We start from the raw sequence: 14,306 nt of genomic DNA, 5'->3' as shown, positions 1-14,306 counted from the left end.
AGAAGTTCGCATGTCCGAAGGCCGCGCAGCGGACAAGTTTGCGAACTTCCCCCGCGCACCGAGCAGCGCAAGGAAGCCCGAAGGGCCCCGGACTTCGGCTCGCCTTTTCTTTGCTTACTTTCTTTTGGCGAAGCAAAAGAAAGTGAGTCGCCCGCCGGGGCGAGACCCGGCCAGCCACGAAAGCAACAACAAAACGAAGAAGAAGCGAACTCAGCGCCCAAGATAAACCTCGATCACCCGCTCATCCGCCTGCACCTGATCCAGCGTCCCCTCCGCCAGCACCGAACCGTCGCAAAGCACCGTGACCTTCTCCGAGATGGTGCGGATGAAGCTCATGTCATGCTCCACCACCATCAGCGAGTGCTTGCCTTTCAGAGAGAGAAACAGCTGCGCCGTGCGCTCCGTCTCCTCATCGGTCATGCCTGCCACCGGCTCGTCGAGCAGCAGCAGCTTGGGGTCCTGCATCAGCAGCATGCCGATCTCCAGCCACTGCTTCTGCCCGTGGCTGAGGTTGCCGGCAAGACGCGAAGCACTGTCGCTGAGGTGAATGGTCTGCAGCACCTCCCCCAGCCGGTCCTTCTCCTCGCCCGTCAAAGCAAACACCATCGAGTGCCGCACCCGCTTGTCGGTGGCCAGCGCCAGCTCCAGGTTCTCGAACACGCTCAGGTGCTCGAACACCGTGGGCTTCTGGAACTTGCGCCCGATGCCCATGGCGGCGATCTCGGCCTCGCGGTAGCGCAGCAGGTCAATGGTGCTGCCGAAGAAGACCTGGCCCGAGTCGGGCCGGGTCTTGCCGGTGATGATGTCCATCATCGTGGTCTTGCCCGCACCGTTGGGGCCGATGATGCAGCGCAGCTCACCGGGCGCGATGTCCAGGCTCAGGCCGTTGATGGCCTTGAAGCCGTCGAAGCTCACGTGCACGTCTTCCAGGTACAGGATGCGGCCGTGCGTGGTGTCCACCTCGCCGCGCACCACCGGGCGCGAGAATCCGGCCTGCCGGCCGCCGGACTCGGTCGCCCCGCCCCGGGCCAGGGTGGCCACACGTTCGGCGCGCTTCGCGCCTTCTTCCATCAGGTCGGGCGTCATGCCTGTGTCCCTTTTCTCAGCTTCTTCACCACGCCCACCACGCCGTGCGGCATGAACAGCGTGACGACGATGAACAGCGCGCCCAGTACGTACAACCAGTACTCGGGAAAGGTCACGGTGAGCCAGCTCTTGGCGCCGTTCACGATGAAGGCACCGAGGATGGGGCCGATCAGCGTGGCGCGACCGCCCACCGCAGCCCAGATCGCGATCTCGATGCTGTTGGCCGTGCTCATCTCGCCCGGGTTGATGATGCCGACCTGCGGCACGTAGAGCGCGCCGGCCACGCCGCACATCACGGCCGAGATGGTCCAGATGGTGAGCTTGTAGGGCAGCGGGTTGTAGCCGCAGAACATCACGCGGCTCTCGGCGTCGCGCACCGCCTGCAGCAAGCGGCCGAACTTGCTCTTCACCAGCCAGCGCGCGAACAGGTAGAAGCCCAGCAGCGTGAGGCCGGTGAGCACGAACAGCGTCATGCGCATGCCCTGCGTGGCCAGCGGCAGACCGAGGACGCGCTTGAAGTCGGTGAAACCGTTGTTGCCGCCGAAGCCGGTCTCGTTGCGGAAGAACAGCAGCAGCGCGGCGAAGGTGAGCGCCTGCGTGATGATGGAGAAGTACACGCCCTTGATGCGCGAGCGGAACGCGAAGTAGCCGAACACGAAGGCCACCAGGCCCGGCACCAGAACGATCAGCAGCAGCGTGGCGATGAAGCTGTCGGAAAGTGCCCAGTGCCAGGGCAGCTCCTTCCAGTCCAGAAACACCATGAAGTCGGGCAGCTCGCTCTTGTAGTTGCCGTCGGTGCCGATCTGGCGCATGAGGTACATGCCCATCACGTAACCGCCGAGCGCAAAGAACAGGCCGTGGCCCAGGCTCAGGATGCCGGTGTAGCCCCAGATCAGGTCCATGGCCAGCGCGCAGATGGCGTAGCACATGATCTTGCCCAGCAGGCCCACCATGTAGTCGCTGAGGTGGAAGGCGCTGCCCTCGGGCACGAAGAGGTTGAGCAGCGGCGCCACGGCACAGACCACCAGCAGCGCGACCACGAAGGCGCTCCAGCCGGCCCGCGTGAGCAGCGGGCCGTGCGACGGCAGGACGACGGGGGTGATGGGCGTGGAGCTCATGCCTCGCGTCCTTTCATGGCGAAGATGCCCTGGGGTCGTTTCTGGATGAAGACGATGATGAAAACCAGCACCGCGATCTTGGCGAGCACGGCGCCGGCCCAGCCTTCGATGAACTTGTTCAGCAGCCCCAAGCCCAGCGCGGCGTACACCGTGCCGGCCAGCTGGCCCACGCCGCCGAGCACCACCACCATGAACGAGTCCACGATGTAGTTCTGCCCGAGGTCGGGGCCCACGTTGCCGATCTGGCTCAGCGCGCAGCCGGCCAGGCCGGCGATGCCCGAGCCCAGCGCGAAGGCGTAGGTGTCGATGCGCGCGGTGTTCACGCCCATGCAGGCCGCGATGGGGCGGTTCTGCGTCACGCCACGCACGAACAGGCCCAGGCGCGTCTTGCCGATCAGCAGCGTGACACCCAGCAGCACCGCGAGCGCGAAGCCGATGATGATGATGCGGTTCCAGGGCAGGTCGAGGTTGCCCAGCAGGGTGATGCCGCCGCTCATCCACGAGGGGTTTTCCACGCCCACGTTCTGCGCGCCGAACAGGCTGCGCACGGCCTGCATCAGCACCAGGCTGATGCCCCAGGTGGCCAGCAGCGTCTCCAGCGGGCGGCCGTAGAGGAAGCGGATCACCGTGCGCTCCATCGCCGCGCCGACCAGACCGGAGGCGATGAAGGCCACCGGCAGGGCGACCAGCAGGTACCAGTCGAAGTACTCGGGCAGCGAGGTGCGGAAGAAGCTCTGCACCAGCCAGGTGGCGTACGCGCCGATCATGATCAGCTCGCCGTGCGCCATGTTGATCACGCCCATGAGGCCGTAGGTGATGGCCAGGCCGAGTGCGGCGAGCAGCAGGATGCTGCCCAGGCTGATGCCGGTGAAGGCCTGGCCCAGCGCGCTGCCGATGGCCAGCGTGGTGTCCAGGCTGGAGAGCGAGTCCTTCAAGGCCGCTTTCACCCTGGCGTCTTCTTCCTTCTCCATCTGCGCCGTCAGCAGCGGGCGCACCACGGGTTGTTTGGCTTCGCCGAGTTTCTGCGCGGCCGAGAGGCGCTGTGCCGGGTCAACGCTGGCCAGCAGCACGGCGGCGCGGGCCAGCTCCAGGCTCTGGCGGGCGCGCGGGTCCAGGTCGCCGGCCAGGGCCTTGTCGATCAGCGCGAGCTGGCTGGTGTCGGGTTCCTCGAAAGCGGTGCGCTGCAGGGTGCTGGCCGCTTCGCGCTGGCGCTCGGGCGGTGCGCCCACCAGTTCCATGCCGGCCAGCGCGTTTTCCATCGCGCTGCGCAGGCGGTTGTTGACCATGATGTCGCCGGCGTCCTCGGGCAACGCCGCGAGTTTCTCGCCGGTGACGGCGTCGATCGCGCCTTCGCCGTCGGCGATGAGCACCCGCTCGCCCTGCACGCGCACGGCCTCGTCGGCCATGGCCTTGATGAGCGCTGTCGCGCGTTCGTCGGGCTCGGCGGCCAGGCGGTTGAGGGTGTCGATGCGGGTGTCGGTGTCGCCGTCCACCAGCGCGAGCGCGTCGGCAGCGGTCAGCGCGTGGGCAGCACCCAGCGACATCCACAGCACCAACCCCAGCCCCAGACAGCGGAGCCAAAGAGTCTTCATATCAATCCCCAGAAACAAACCCGATGGCGCACCAGACACGCCATATCCAGGGGCAGCGAGGGTCCGGCTCCGCCGGCCCAAGCTGCCGTCCCCCCTCCCAGCGCCGAAGGCGCGCCAGAGAGGGGGGAAGCCGCGTCAGCGGCGCAGGGGGGAGTTACTTCTTGTCCGGCACGTTCTTCTTGCCCTTGTTCTCGGCGATGTAGTCGCTCCACGGATCGGCGACCACCGGGCCCGGCGTCTTCCACACCACGTTGAACTGGCCGTCGGCCTTCACCTCGCCAATGAACACCGGCTTGTGCAGGTGGTGGTTTTCCTTGTCCATGGTGCTGGTGAAGCCGCCCGGCGCCTTGAAGGTCTGGCCGGCCATGGCGGCGATGACCTTGTCGGTGTCGGTGGACTTGGCCTTGGCCACGGCCTGGGCCCACATGTTGATGCCGATGTAGGTCGCTTCCATGGGGTCGTTGGTCAGAGGCTTGTCCTTGTGGCCGGGAATGTTCTTCGCCTTGGCGTAGGCGCTCCACTTCTTCACGAACTCGGTGTTGGCCGGGCTCTTGACGCTCATGAAGTAGTTCCAGGCGGCCAGGTGGCCGACCAGCGGCTTGGTGTCCACGCCGCGCAGCTCTTCTTCACCCACCGAGAAGGCCACCACCGGCACATCCTTGGCCGAGAGGCCGGCGTTGCCGAGTTCCTTGTAGAACGGCACGTTGGAGTCGCCGTTGATGGTGGAGACCACGGCCGTCTTCTTGCCGGCAGACGCGAACTTCTTGATGTTGGCGATGATGGTCTGGTAGTCCGAATGGCCGAAGGGGGTGTACTCCTCCATGATGTCGGCATCGGCCACGCCCTTGCTCTTGAGGAAGGCGCGCAGGATCTTGTTGGTGGTGCGCGGGTACACGTAGTCGGTGCCCAGCAGCACCCAGCGCTTGGCCGAACCGCCGTCCTTGCTCATCAGGTATTCCACCGCGGGAATGGCCTGCTGGTTGGGCGCCGCGCCGGTGTAGAACACGTTTTTGCTCAGCTCTTCGCCTTCGTACTGCACCGGGTAGAACAGCAGGCCGTTGGCCTCTTCCACCACCGGCAGCACCGACTTGCGCGACACCGAGGTCCAGCAGCCGAAGATCACGGCGACCTTGTCCTGCGTGAGCAGCTGCTTGGTCTTTTCAGCGAACAGCGGCCAGTTGGAGGCCGGATCGACCACCACCGGCTCGAGCTTCTTGCCGAGCACACCGCCCTTGGCGTTGATCTCGTCGATGGCCATCAGCACCGTGTCCTTGAGCACGGTTTCCGAAATGGCCATGGTGCCCGAGAGGCTGTGCAGCACGCCGACCTTGATGGTGTCTGCGGCATGAGCGCTCAGGCCGGTGAAACCGAGCGTGGCGACCGTGGCCGCGGCGGCCAGGGTCTTGAGGGTGAATCGGCGGGCGTTTTGGGGGGTCTTCGACATGGCGCTTCTCCAGTGTTCCAGGGGTCCCTTGGAAGGGGTGTTGGGCGCCGCCGGCCCGCCTTTTTCAGGCGGTGCTCGACGGACAACTGGATGCTAGGGAAGACCCTCCTTGGCGTATGTACGCCGGGTGGCGTACGCCGCTGCCGATGTCAGCAGCAGCGCCCCGTGGCCGAGCCATACCGGGCGGCCTGGCGTTCGCGGAAGAACACCTCGTAGCTCATGGGTTCCTGGTCGGGGTGCGTGGCCCGGATGTGGGCCACGTAGCTGCCGTAGTCGGGCACGCCCACCATGAGGCGAAAGCTCTGCGTGAGGTAGCGGCCGGCCCGCCCGAAGTCGTCGAGCAGGCCGCCGCCGGTGGCGGCTTCAGCCACGGGCCACCGCGCCTTCGGGCAAGGCCTGGTACGGCGTTTCGGCCACCGTGGGCCGGCGCTCGGCGCGGGCCTTGAGCACGCTCTTCACGCTGTAGAACAGCACGCTGATCACCACGAACATGAACAGCGCGCACAGCACGGCGTCCAGGCGGTTGTTGAAGACGATGCGCGACATGGCCTCGGGCGTCTTGGCCGGCGCCAGCAGCACACCGTTCTGCAGCGCCTCGGCGTAGCGGTTGGCGTTGGACAGGAAGCCCACCTTCACGTCGGCCGAGAAGATCTTGAGCCAGCCCGCGGTGAGCGTGCAGACCAGCAGCACGATCGCCGGCACGATGGTGACCCAGGCGTAGCGGTCCTTCTTCATCTTGAACAGCACCACGGTGCCCAGCATCAGGGCCACGGCGGCGAGCATCTGGTTGGCGATGCCGAACAGCGGCCACAGCGTGTTGATGCCGCCCAGCGGATCGACCACGCCCTGGTACAGGAAGTAGCCCCAGGCCGCCACGCACAGGCCGGTGGCGATCAGGTTGGCGGGCAGCGAGTCGGTGCGCTTGAGTGCGGGCACGAAGCTGCCCATCAGGTCCTGCAGCATGAAGCGGCCGGCGCGGGTGCCGGCGTCCACCGCCGTCAGGATGAACAGGGCCTCGAACAGGATGGCGAAGTGGTACCAGAACGCCATCATGGTCTGGCCGCCCACCACCTGGTGCAGGATGTGCGCCATGCCCACGGCCAGCGTGGGCGCGCCGCCGGCGCGCGCCAGGATGGTGTTCTCGCCCACGTCCTTGGCGGTCTGCACCAGCATCTCGGGGGTGATCACGAAGCCCCAGGTGGACAGCGTGGCGGCCACCGCCTCGGGCGTGTTGCCCACCAGCGCGGCCGGGCTGTTCATGGCGAAGTAGATGCCGGGCTCGATGCACGAGGCCGCCACCAGCGCCATCACGGCGACGAAGGATTCGGCCAGCATGCCGCCGTAGCCGATGAAGCGCGCGTTGACTTCGTTGTCCAGCATCTTGGGCGTGGTGCCCGAAGAGATCAGCGCATGGAAGCCCGAGACCGCGCCGCAGGCGATGGTGATGAACAGGAAGGGGAACAGGTTGCCCGACCAGACCGGGCCGTCGCCGGCCGCGAACTGGGTGACAGCCGGCATCTGCAGCGGCGGCGCGACGACGACGATGCCGACGGCCAGCGCGACGATGGTGCCGATCTTCAGGAAGGTCGAGAGGTAGTCGCGCGGTGCCAGCAGCAGCCACACGGGAATGGAGGCGGCGACGAAGCCGTAGCCGATCAGCATCCAGGTCAGCGCCTTGCCGTCGTAGGTGAACAGCGGCGCCCAGGTCGGGCTTTCGTGCACCCACTGGCCGCCCACGATGGCCAGCATCAGCAGCACGAAACCGATGAGGGAGACCTCGCCGATGCGCCCAGGCCGGATGAAGCGCAGGTACACGCCCATGAACAGCGCCACCGGAATGGTGGCCGCCACCGTGAAGGTGCCCCAGGGTGATTCGGCCAGGGCTTTGACCACGATCAGCGCCAGCACCGCGAGGATGATGATCATGATCATGAAGGCGCCGAACAGCGCGATGAGGCCCGGCACGGTGCCCATCTCCTGCTTGATCAGGTCGCCCAGCGAGCGGCCGTCGCGGCGCGTGGAGATGAACAGCACGATGAAGTCCTGCACCGCGCCGGCGAAGACCACGCCGGCCAGGATCCACAGCAGCCCGGGCAGGTAGCCCATCTGCGCGGCCAGCACCGGGCCCACCAGCGGGCCGGCGCCGGCGATGGCGGCGAAGTGGTGGCCGTACAGCACGTACTTGTGCGTGGGCACGTAGTCCAGCCCGTCGTTGTGGCGCCAGGCCGGCGTCATGCGCGTGCCGTCCAGGCCGAGCACCTTGGTGGCCAGGAACAGGCTGTAGTAGCGGTAGGCGATGAGGTAGACGCAGACCGAAGCGACCACCACCCAGAGGGCGCTGACGGCTTCACCCCGTCCCAGCGCCACGGCCGCGAGCGCGAAAGCGCCCAGCACGGCCACGAAAAACCACCCCAGGTGGCGACCCAGTCCAGACATGCTTGTCTCCTCTTGTGCCGCGGCCTCGCCGATCGGGCCGCCGTGCGACGGGCAGTATCGGCAAGCGCGCGCACGCGCGCATCCGTTGCACCGCGCGCCGGACCGCGTGGCAACACTTAGGTGGAACTACCTATCAGGGGGTTTCGCGGGCGTGCTCGACGGCGTACTTGATGAGCTCGGCCTGGCCCTCCAGGTCCAGCTTGCGCTTGATGCTCTGGCGGTGCGTCTCGACGGTGCGCACGCTCAGGTCCAGCGCCTTGGCGATCTGCTTGCTGGACTCGCCCCGGCCCAGCGCGCTCAGGATCTGGCTCTCGCGCGGCGTGAGCAGCGGGCGCGGCGCGGCCTGGCGGAACAGCCGGCGCGACACGCCCGGGCTGAGGAAGGTGCCGCCGGCCACCACGGCCTCGATGGCGGCCACGATCTCGCCCGCCGGCGCGTCCTTGAGCACGTAACCGCGCGCACCGGCCTGCAGGGCGCGCTGCACGTACTCGGGGTTGTCGTACATGCTGAACATGAGCACGCACAAACCGGGCCAGCGCGCCAGCATGGCCTGCGCCAGGTCGATGCCGTTGCCGTCCTTCAGGCCCACGTCCTGCAGCACCACGTCCACCACCAGGCCGTCGAGCAGGCGCATCGCCTCGGCGGCGTCGCCGGCCTCCCCCACCACCGCCAGCTGCGCCACGCTGGAGAGGCGCGCGCGCAGGCCCTCGCGCACCATGGGGTGGTCGTCGACCAGAAGGATCTTGATCACATGCGGCGAGTTGATCACGTCAATTCTCCAGAGGTGCCGCGGAACCGGCTTTGCCGGGCCGCAGGCGCCGCCCCCTTGAGGGGGTCGCGCGAAGCGCGGCGGGGGTGCTTCATGTCTTGGCCTCGATCTGGGTGCCGTGGCCGGGTTCGGCCTGGATGCTCAGCCGCCCGCCGATCGCGGCCAGGCGCTCGCGCATGTTGCGCAGGCCGATGCCGCGCTCGGGGTGCAGGTGCACGGCCGCGCTGTCGAAGCCCCGGCCGTCGTCGGTGACGCCCATGCGCAGGCCCTCGCCCGGCCCGAAAGCCAGCACGATCTCCACCTGCGTCGCCCGCGCGTGCTTGGCCACGTTGGTCAGGCTCTCCTGCGCCACGCGGAACAGCGCGGTCTTCACCTCGTCGGGCAGTTCGCGCTCGGTGCCTTCGATGCGCACCGCCACCGGCAGGCCGCTGGCGTCCTCGAATTCCTGGCCCAGGTGTTGCAGCGCGGCGGGCAGGCCCAGGGTGTCAAGCAGCGCCGGGCGCAGGGCGTGCGAAATGCGGCGCACTTCCACCAGGGTGTGGTTGAGCCCTTGCAGCGCCTTCGCCAGCGGCTCGGGGTCGCGGGTGTCCGCCCCCGCCTCCACCAGCAGCTTGGTGGACACCAGGGTCTGGCTGATGCCGTCGTGCAGCTCGCGCGCGAGGCGGGCGCGCTCGTCTTCCTGCGACTGCTGCACCTGCCGCGCCAGCAGGCGCAGCTTGTTCTCGGCCACGCGGTGTTCGCTCAGGTTCAGCGCCAGGCCGCTGGCGCTGATCAGCGCGATGCCGAACACCGCGATGCCGGCGATCCACAGCAGCGTGGTGGCGATGTTGCGGTTGGCCTCGCCTTCGATGCGCGTGAGCGTGGCCTGGATGCCGTCGAGGTAGAGCCCGGTGCCCAGCATCCAGCCCCAGCGCTCGTAGGCCATCACATAACCCAGCTTGGGCGTGTCCTTCCCGCTGGAAGGCTGGCGCCACAGGTAGTCCACGAAACCGCCGCCGGCGCGCGCCTGGGCAATCAGGCGCTGGATCGTGGGCCGGCCCTGGGGGTCGCGCAGTTCCCACAGGTTCTGTCCCACCAGCTCGGGCTGACGCGAATGCATGAGCACGCGGCCCTGCAGGTCGTAGACGAAGAAATAGCCGTCGCGGCCGTAGTCCAGCGAGGCCAGCAGGCGCAGCGCCTGCTCGCGGTCAGCGGCCTCGTTGCCGCCCCGGTCGTACAGCGGCTGCACGGTGCTGGCGGCCAGGGCCACGTAGTTGCGCAGTTCGGCGCGGCGCGCCTCCAGGTAGGTGCGCTCCACCAGGGCGTACTCGCGCCTGGCCAGATCGCGCTCCTGGTGCTGCACCGCCAGCGCGATGAGCACGAGCGAAGCCAGCAGCGGCAGGATGGCCAGCAGGAGGATCTTGGTTCGCAGTCGCATCGGAGGGGAATGGGCGCCGTGGCGCCATTGTCCTCCGATCGCGGCAGGGCGGCTCAGCCCCCGTGCTGCGGTTGCAACTGCGGCACGCGGTTGATCGCCATGGCAGCCGCGGCCGTGCGCGTCTCCACCCCCAGCTTGGCGTGGATGCGCTCCAGGTGCTTCTTCACCGTGGCCGGGCTGGCGCCCAGGATGTCGCCGATGTCGCGGTTGATCTTGCCCTTGACCACCCAGTACAGCACCTCGGCCTCGCGCGCGGTGAGGCCGAAGGCGGCGGCCAGGCCGGCGAGCACGCTGGCGTCCGAGGTTTCCTGCATCACGATCAGCCAGTCGCCGCCTTCGCCGTTGACCTCGTCGCCCACGCACTGATGCAGGCGGAAGGTCAGGCGGCGCGGGCCGCTCTCCACCGTGAGGCGCGGTGGCTCACGCTGCGCCAGCGCTTCGCCGAGGTGGCGGCGCAGCCACTGCAGCACGGCCGGCGGCGTGGTGGGCGCTTCGGTGCCGCAGTGGTGGCGCAGCAGGTCGCGCGCCAGCGGCGTCTGCCACATCAGGCGGCCGTCGCGCTCGCGCACGGTGATGGTGGCGTAGCCGAAGGCGTCGAGCGCGTTGCGCGCCTGGCTGCGCTCCACCGCGCCCTGCCGCGCGTGGCGCGCGCTGCGCAGGTGAACGCCCATGCGCGCCATCACCTCGCGCGGCTTGATCGGCTTGGTCACATAGTCGGCCCCGCCCGCGTCGAGCGCGGCCACCAGGTGCTCGGTGTCGGTCAGGCCCGTCATGAAAATGATGGGGATGTGCGCCGTGGCCGGCTGCGCCTTGAGCCGGCGCGCGACCTCGAAGCCGTCCAGGCCGGGCATCACGGCGTCGAGCAGCACCACATCGGGCAGGGCCTGGGTGGCGCGGCGGATGGCGCTTTCGCCGTCGAGCGCCACGAGCACGGTGTAACCCGCTTCGTCCAGCGCGTCGTGCAGCGGCGCGACGTTGTCCGGCACGTCGTCGACGATGAGCACCACCAGCGCGTCCGTCAGGGGCCGCGCGGTCGATGGCGCCGGGGTTTCAACCGGGTGCGACATGGTGTTGCAGCAGTTGCTGTTCGATGGTTTCAAAACGGAATTCGCGCGCCAGCGTGCGCAGGCCCTGCGCGAACACGGCCTGTTCGGGACGGCGCTGCACCCATTCGTCGAGCCATTGCACGATGCCCTTGTAGTAGCCCAGGCGCACCAGTTCCAGCAGGGGTTCGAGTTCGTCGCGCGTGGCGGGCGCGGCGGCGGCCACCGGCACCGATGCCCGCTCGGGCGCGGCCTCGGTGATCCACGCCAAAGACAGGCGCTGGCCGAGCCAGGCCAGCAGGTCCTCGCGCCGCACCGGTTTGACGAAGAAGTCCTGCGGGCGGTGGCCGAGGTCGTTGTCCAGGCCCTTGTCGAAGGCGTTGGCCGAGACGATGGCCATCGGCACCGTGCCCCAGCCGCGCGCGCGCAGCCGGCGCAGCGTTTCCCAGCCGTCGATGCCGGGCATGGCCAGGTCCATGAAGACCGCGTGCGGCGCACCGGGCTCGCCGGGCTGCAGGCCGTCGAGCAGGGCCAGCGCGTCGTGGCCGCTGGTGGCCAGCATCACCTCGAAGCCCAGCGGCGCGAGCCAGCGCGCCAGCAGCTCGCGGTCGGCCTCCTCGTTGTCCACCACCAGCACGCGGCGGCGCATGCCCTGGTAGCCGGCGTGCAGCGGCAAGGCGGCGGGCGCCGGCAGCTGCACGCCGTGCAGCTCAGGCAGGAACAGGCGCACGGTGAACACCGAGCCCTGGCCCGGGGTGCTGCGCACCGTCATCTCGCCGCCCATGAGGTCGGCGAGCATCTTGGCGATGGTCAGGCCCAGGCCGGTGCCGGTGGCCGCGCCGTGGGCGACCGCCTCGCCCTGCCCGCGCGCGAACGGCTCGAACACCCGGTCCAGGTCCTGCTGGCCCATGCCGGGCCCGGTGTCGTGCACCTCGAACTGCGCCATCTCGCGCGCGTGCGCCACGCGCAGCCGCACCTCGCCGCTGCGGGTGAACTTCACCGCGTTGCCCAGCAGGTTGATGAGGATCTGGCGCAGGCGCTTCTCGTCGGCGCGCACGGTGTCGGGCAGGCGGCTGCCGGTGTCGTAGGAGAAGCGCAGGCCCTTGGCCGCGGCCTGCAGCTCGAACATGCTGGCCACCTCGCGCATGGCGTCGGCAAACGCCATGGGCCGCACGTCGAGCGCGAGCTTGCCGGATTCGATGCGCGCGATGTCCAGCGTGCCCTCGATCAGCGAGAGCAGGTGTTCGCCACCGCGGTGGATCACGCGGATGGCCTGCGCGCGGTGCGGCGCCACGCCGGGATCTTCCTGCAGCAGCTGGGCGTAGCCCAGGATGCTGTTGAGCGGCGTGCGCAGCTCGTGGCTGATGGTGGAGATGTAGCGCGTCTTGGCCTGGTTGGCCTGCTCGGCCGCGCGCCGCGCCTGCTGCAGCGCCTCGTCGGTGCGCTGGTGCGACTCGATCTCCTGCATCAGCAGGCGCGTCTGCCGGTTCGATTCTTCCTGTGCCACCTCGCGGCTCTTGTGCGCGAGCACCAGCCACCAGGCCACGGTGGCGGCGATCAGCAGCAGCACCGCATACACCCGCACGAAGCCCGAGCGCAGCGCGGCGTCGAGCAGCGAGGTGTTGGCCGCCACGCCCAGGCCCTGGGCCAGCCCTTCCACTTCCTGCCGGTAGAGCAGGCCCAGCACGGCCGCGAGCACCGGCGCCACGATCATCATGAGCAGCAGGTAGTGCGCCAGGCCCGCTTCCAGGTAGGGCCACACACGGCGCGGCAGCACGCGGCGCAAGGCGCCCATCCACTGCTCGGACAGGCGCGCATGCGGCTTGCAGAGGTCCCCGCAGCGCGCGTCGAGCGTGCAGCACAGGGAACAGATGTGGCCCTGGTACGCAGGACAGTGCGCCATGTCAGGCGCCTCGTACTCGCGTTCACAGATCACACAGGTGCGGGACACGCCGCCCGTGCTTTGCCGCGCAATGTAGTAGCGCCCCTGGGTGATCCAGGCGATGGCGGGCGCCGTGATCAACGCCGTCACCATCGCGATCACCGCCGAGAACGCCTGCGCCGTCGGCCCCAGCAGGCCCATGTGCGCCACGATGGACAGCGCCGAGGCCAGGCCCATGGCACCCACGCCGACGGGGTTGATGTCGTACAGGTAGGCGCGCTTGAACTCGATGCCCTTGGGCGACCAGCCCAGCGGCTTGTTGATCACGAGGTCGGCCACCACGGCCATGATCCAGGCGATGGCGATGTTGGAGTACAGGCCCAGCACCTCGCCCAGCGCCTGGAACACGTTCATCTCCATCAGCATGAAGGCGATCAGCGTGTTGAACACCACCCACACCACGCGGCCGGGGTGGCTGTGCGTGATGCGCGAAAAGAAATTGCTCCAGGCCAGCGAGCCCGCGTAGGCGTTGGTGACGTTGATCTTGAGCTGCGAGACCACCACGAACAGCGCCGTGGCCGCCACCGCCCAGCCGTAGTCGGAGAACACGAACTCGTAGGCCGCGAGGTACATCTGGTTGGGATCCACCGCGCGCTCGGGCGGCACCATGTGGCTGATGGCCAGGTAGGCCAGCAGCGCACCGCCCAGCATCTTGACCACGCCCAGCACCACCCAGCCCGGCCCGCCGGCCAGCACGCCCAGCCACCAGCGCAGCGCGTGGCCCGGTTCTTTCGCGGGCATGAAGCGCAGGTAGTCGGCCTGCTCGCCCATCTGCGTGATGAGCGCGATGCCCACGGTGAGCGCCGCACCAAAGAGGTGCCAATCGAACACCGCTCCCGCACCAGATTCGCCCCCGTACCGCACCACGTTGGTGAAGGTCTCGGGCGCCATCCAGGCCACCGCCCCAAAAGGCACCACCATCATCACGATCCACAGCGGCTGGGTCCAGACCTGGAAACGGCTGATGACCGAGACGCCGTGCGTCACGAGGGGGATGACCACCAGCGCGCAGATCAGGTAGCCCCAGGCGGGCGGGATGTCGAGCGCGAGCTCCAGCGCGTAGGCCATCACCGCCGCCTCGAGCGCGAAGAAGATGAAGGTGAAGGAGGCGTAGATCAGCGAGGTGATGGTCGAGCCGATGTAGCCGAAGCCCGCGCCGCGCGTGAGCAGGTCCATGTCCACCCCGTGGCGCGCGGCGTAGACGCTGATGGGCAGGCCGCCCAGGAAGATGATGAGGCCGGTGCAGAGGATGGCCAGCGCGGCGTTGACGAAGCCGTACTGCACCAGCAGCGTGGCGCCCACAGCCTCGAGGATCAGGAAGGAGGCGGCACCGAACGCGGTGTTGGCCACCCGCCATTCGCTCCACTTGCGGAAGCGCTGCGGCGTGTAGCGCAGGGCGTAGTCCTCCATGGTCTCGCTGCCGACCCAGCTGTTGTAGTCGCGGCGCACCTTGATGATG

General features: G+C 68.5%; 10 protein-coding genes. All 10 read right to left on the bottom strand.

Annotated elements, in window-relative coordinates; genetic code table 11:
* Positions 1 to 210: 210 nt before the first annotated feature.
* The 10 genes from urtD to AC07ZS_RS03655 all read right to left on the bottom strand — a co-directional run bounded on the left by urtD (position 211) and on the right by AC07ZS_RS03655 (position 14,257).
* Positions 211 to 1,086, bottom strand: coding sequence for an urea ABC transporter ATP-binding protein UrtD (gene urtD, locus AC07ZS_RS03700; RefSeq protein ID WP_494797277.1), 876 nt, complete (start codon positions 1,084 to 1,086; stop codon positions 211 to 213).
* Entirely contained in the window at positions 1,083 to 2,204 is a 1,122-nt protein-coding gene (urtC, locus tag AC07ZS_RS03695) for an urea ABC transporter permease subunit UrtC (RefSeq protein WP_494797276.1), read from the bottom strand. Before urtC ends, urtD begins: the two co-directional genes overlap by 4 nt.
* Entirely contained in the window at positions 2,201 to 3,748 is a 1,548-nt protein-coding gene (gene urtB, locus AC07ZS_RS03690) for an urea ABC transporter permease subunit UrtB (RefSeq protein ID WP_494797275.1), read from the bottom strand. The genes urtC and urtB overlap by 4 nt, the downstream gene beginning before the upstream one ends.
* Before the next feature lie 202 nt (positions 3,749 to 3,950).
* Positions 3,951 to 5,240, bottom strand: coding sequence for an urea ABC transporter substrate-binding protein (gene urtA, locus AC07ZS_RS03685; protein WP_494797274.1), 1,290 nt, complete (start codon positions 5,238 to 5,240; stop codon positions 3,951 to 3,953).
* Between the two features lie 149 nt (positions 5,241 to 5,389).
* Positions 5,390 to 5,584 (bottom strand): YbdD/YjiX family protein, encoded by a 195-nt coding sequence (locus AC07ZS_RS03680; RefSeq protein ID WP_494797314.1) that lies wholly within the window; start codon positions 5,582 to 5,584, stop codon positions 5,390 to 5,392.
* A 19-nt stretch (positions 5,585 to 5,603) separates the two neighbouring features.
* A complete protein-coding gene (locus AC07ZS_RS03675; protein WP_494797273.1) occupies positions 5,604 to 7,676 on the bottom strand; it encodes a carbon starvation CstA family protein in 2,073 nt (690 codons plus the stop codon).
* Positions 7,677 to 7,809: 133 nt separating this feature from the next.
* Positions 7,810 to 8,445, bottom strand: a complete 636-nt coding sequence (locus AC07ZS_RS03670; protein WP_494797272.1) for a response regulator — start codon at positions 8,443 to 8,445, stop codon at positions 7,810 to 7,812.
* Between the two features lie 91 nt (positions 8,446 to 8,536).
* The gene (locus AC07ZS_RS03665) at positions 8,537 to 9,862 is read right to left on the bottom strand and encodes a cache domain-containing protein (RefSeq protein ID WP_494797271.1); all 1,326 of its coding nucleotides are present in this window, start codon (positions 9,860 to 9,862) and stop codon (positions 8,537 to 8,539) included.
* A gap of 53 nt (positions 9,863 to 9,915) precedes the next feature.
* The gene (locus AC07ZS_RS03660) at positions 9,916 to 10,929 is read right to left on the bottom strand and encodes a response regulator (RefSeq protein ID WP_494797270.1); all 1,014 of its coding nucleotides are present in this window, start codon (positions 10,927 to 10,929) and stop codon (positions 9,916 to 9,918) included.
* Positions 10,913 to 14,257: a hybrid sensor histidine kinase/response regulator gene (locus AC07ZS_RS03655; protein WP_494797313.1), complete on the bottom strand. Its 3,345-nt coding sequence runs from the start codon at positions 14,255 to 14,257 to the stop codon at positions 10,913 to 10,915. The genes AC07ZS_RS03660 and AC07ZS_RS03655 overlap by 17 nt, the downstream gene beginning before the upstream one ends.
* Between the last annotated feature and the right edge of the window lie 49 nt (positions 14,258 to 14,306).

It is taken from the genome of Hydrogenophaga sp. GW456-12-10-14-TSB4 (assembly GCF_059424305.1).
This window is presented reverse-complemented; position numbering and strand designations above follow the sequence as displayed.

Excerpts from the sequence above, each read along its gene's own strand:
- urtA (WP_494797274.1), bottom strand. The coding sequence starts at position 5,240 with ATGTCGAAGACCCCCCAAAACGCCCGCCGATTCACCCTCAAGACCCTG.
- AC07ZS_RS03675 (WP_494797273.1), bottom strand. The coding sequence starts at position 7,676 with ATGTCTGGACTGGGTCGCCACCTGGGGTGGTTTTTCGTGGCCGTGCTG.
- AC07ZS_RS03660 (WP_494797270.1), bottom strand. The coding sequence starts at position 10,929 with ATGTCGCACCCGGTTGAAACCCCGGCGCCATCGACCGCGCGGCCCCTG.
- AC07ZS_RS03655 (WP_494797313.1), bottom strand. The coding sequence starts at position 14,257 with ATGGAGGACTACGCCCTGCGCTACACGCCGCAGCGCTTCCGCAAGTGG.
- urtC (WP_494797276.1), bottom strand. The coding sequence starts at position 2,204 with ATGAGCTCCACGCCCATCACCCCCGTCGTCCTGCCGTCGCACGGCCCG.
- urtD (WP_494797277.1), bottom strand. The coding sequence starts at position 1,086 with ATGACGCCCGACCTGATGGAAGAAGGCGCGAAGCGCGCCGAACGTGTG.
- urtB (WP_494797275.1), bottom strand. The coding sequence starts at position 3,748 with ATGTCGCTGGGTGCTGCCCACGCGCTGACCGCTGCCGACGCGCTCGCG.
- AC07ZS_RS03665 (WP_494797271.1), bottom strand. The coding sequence starts at position 9,862 with ATGCGACTGCGAACCAAGATCCTCCTGCTGGCCATCCTGCCGCTGCTG.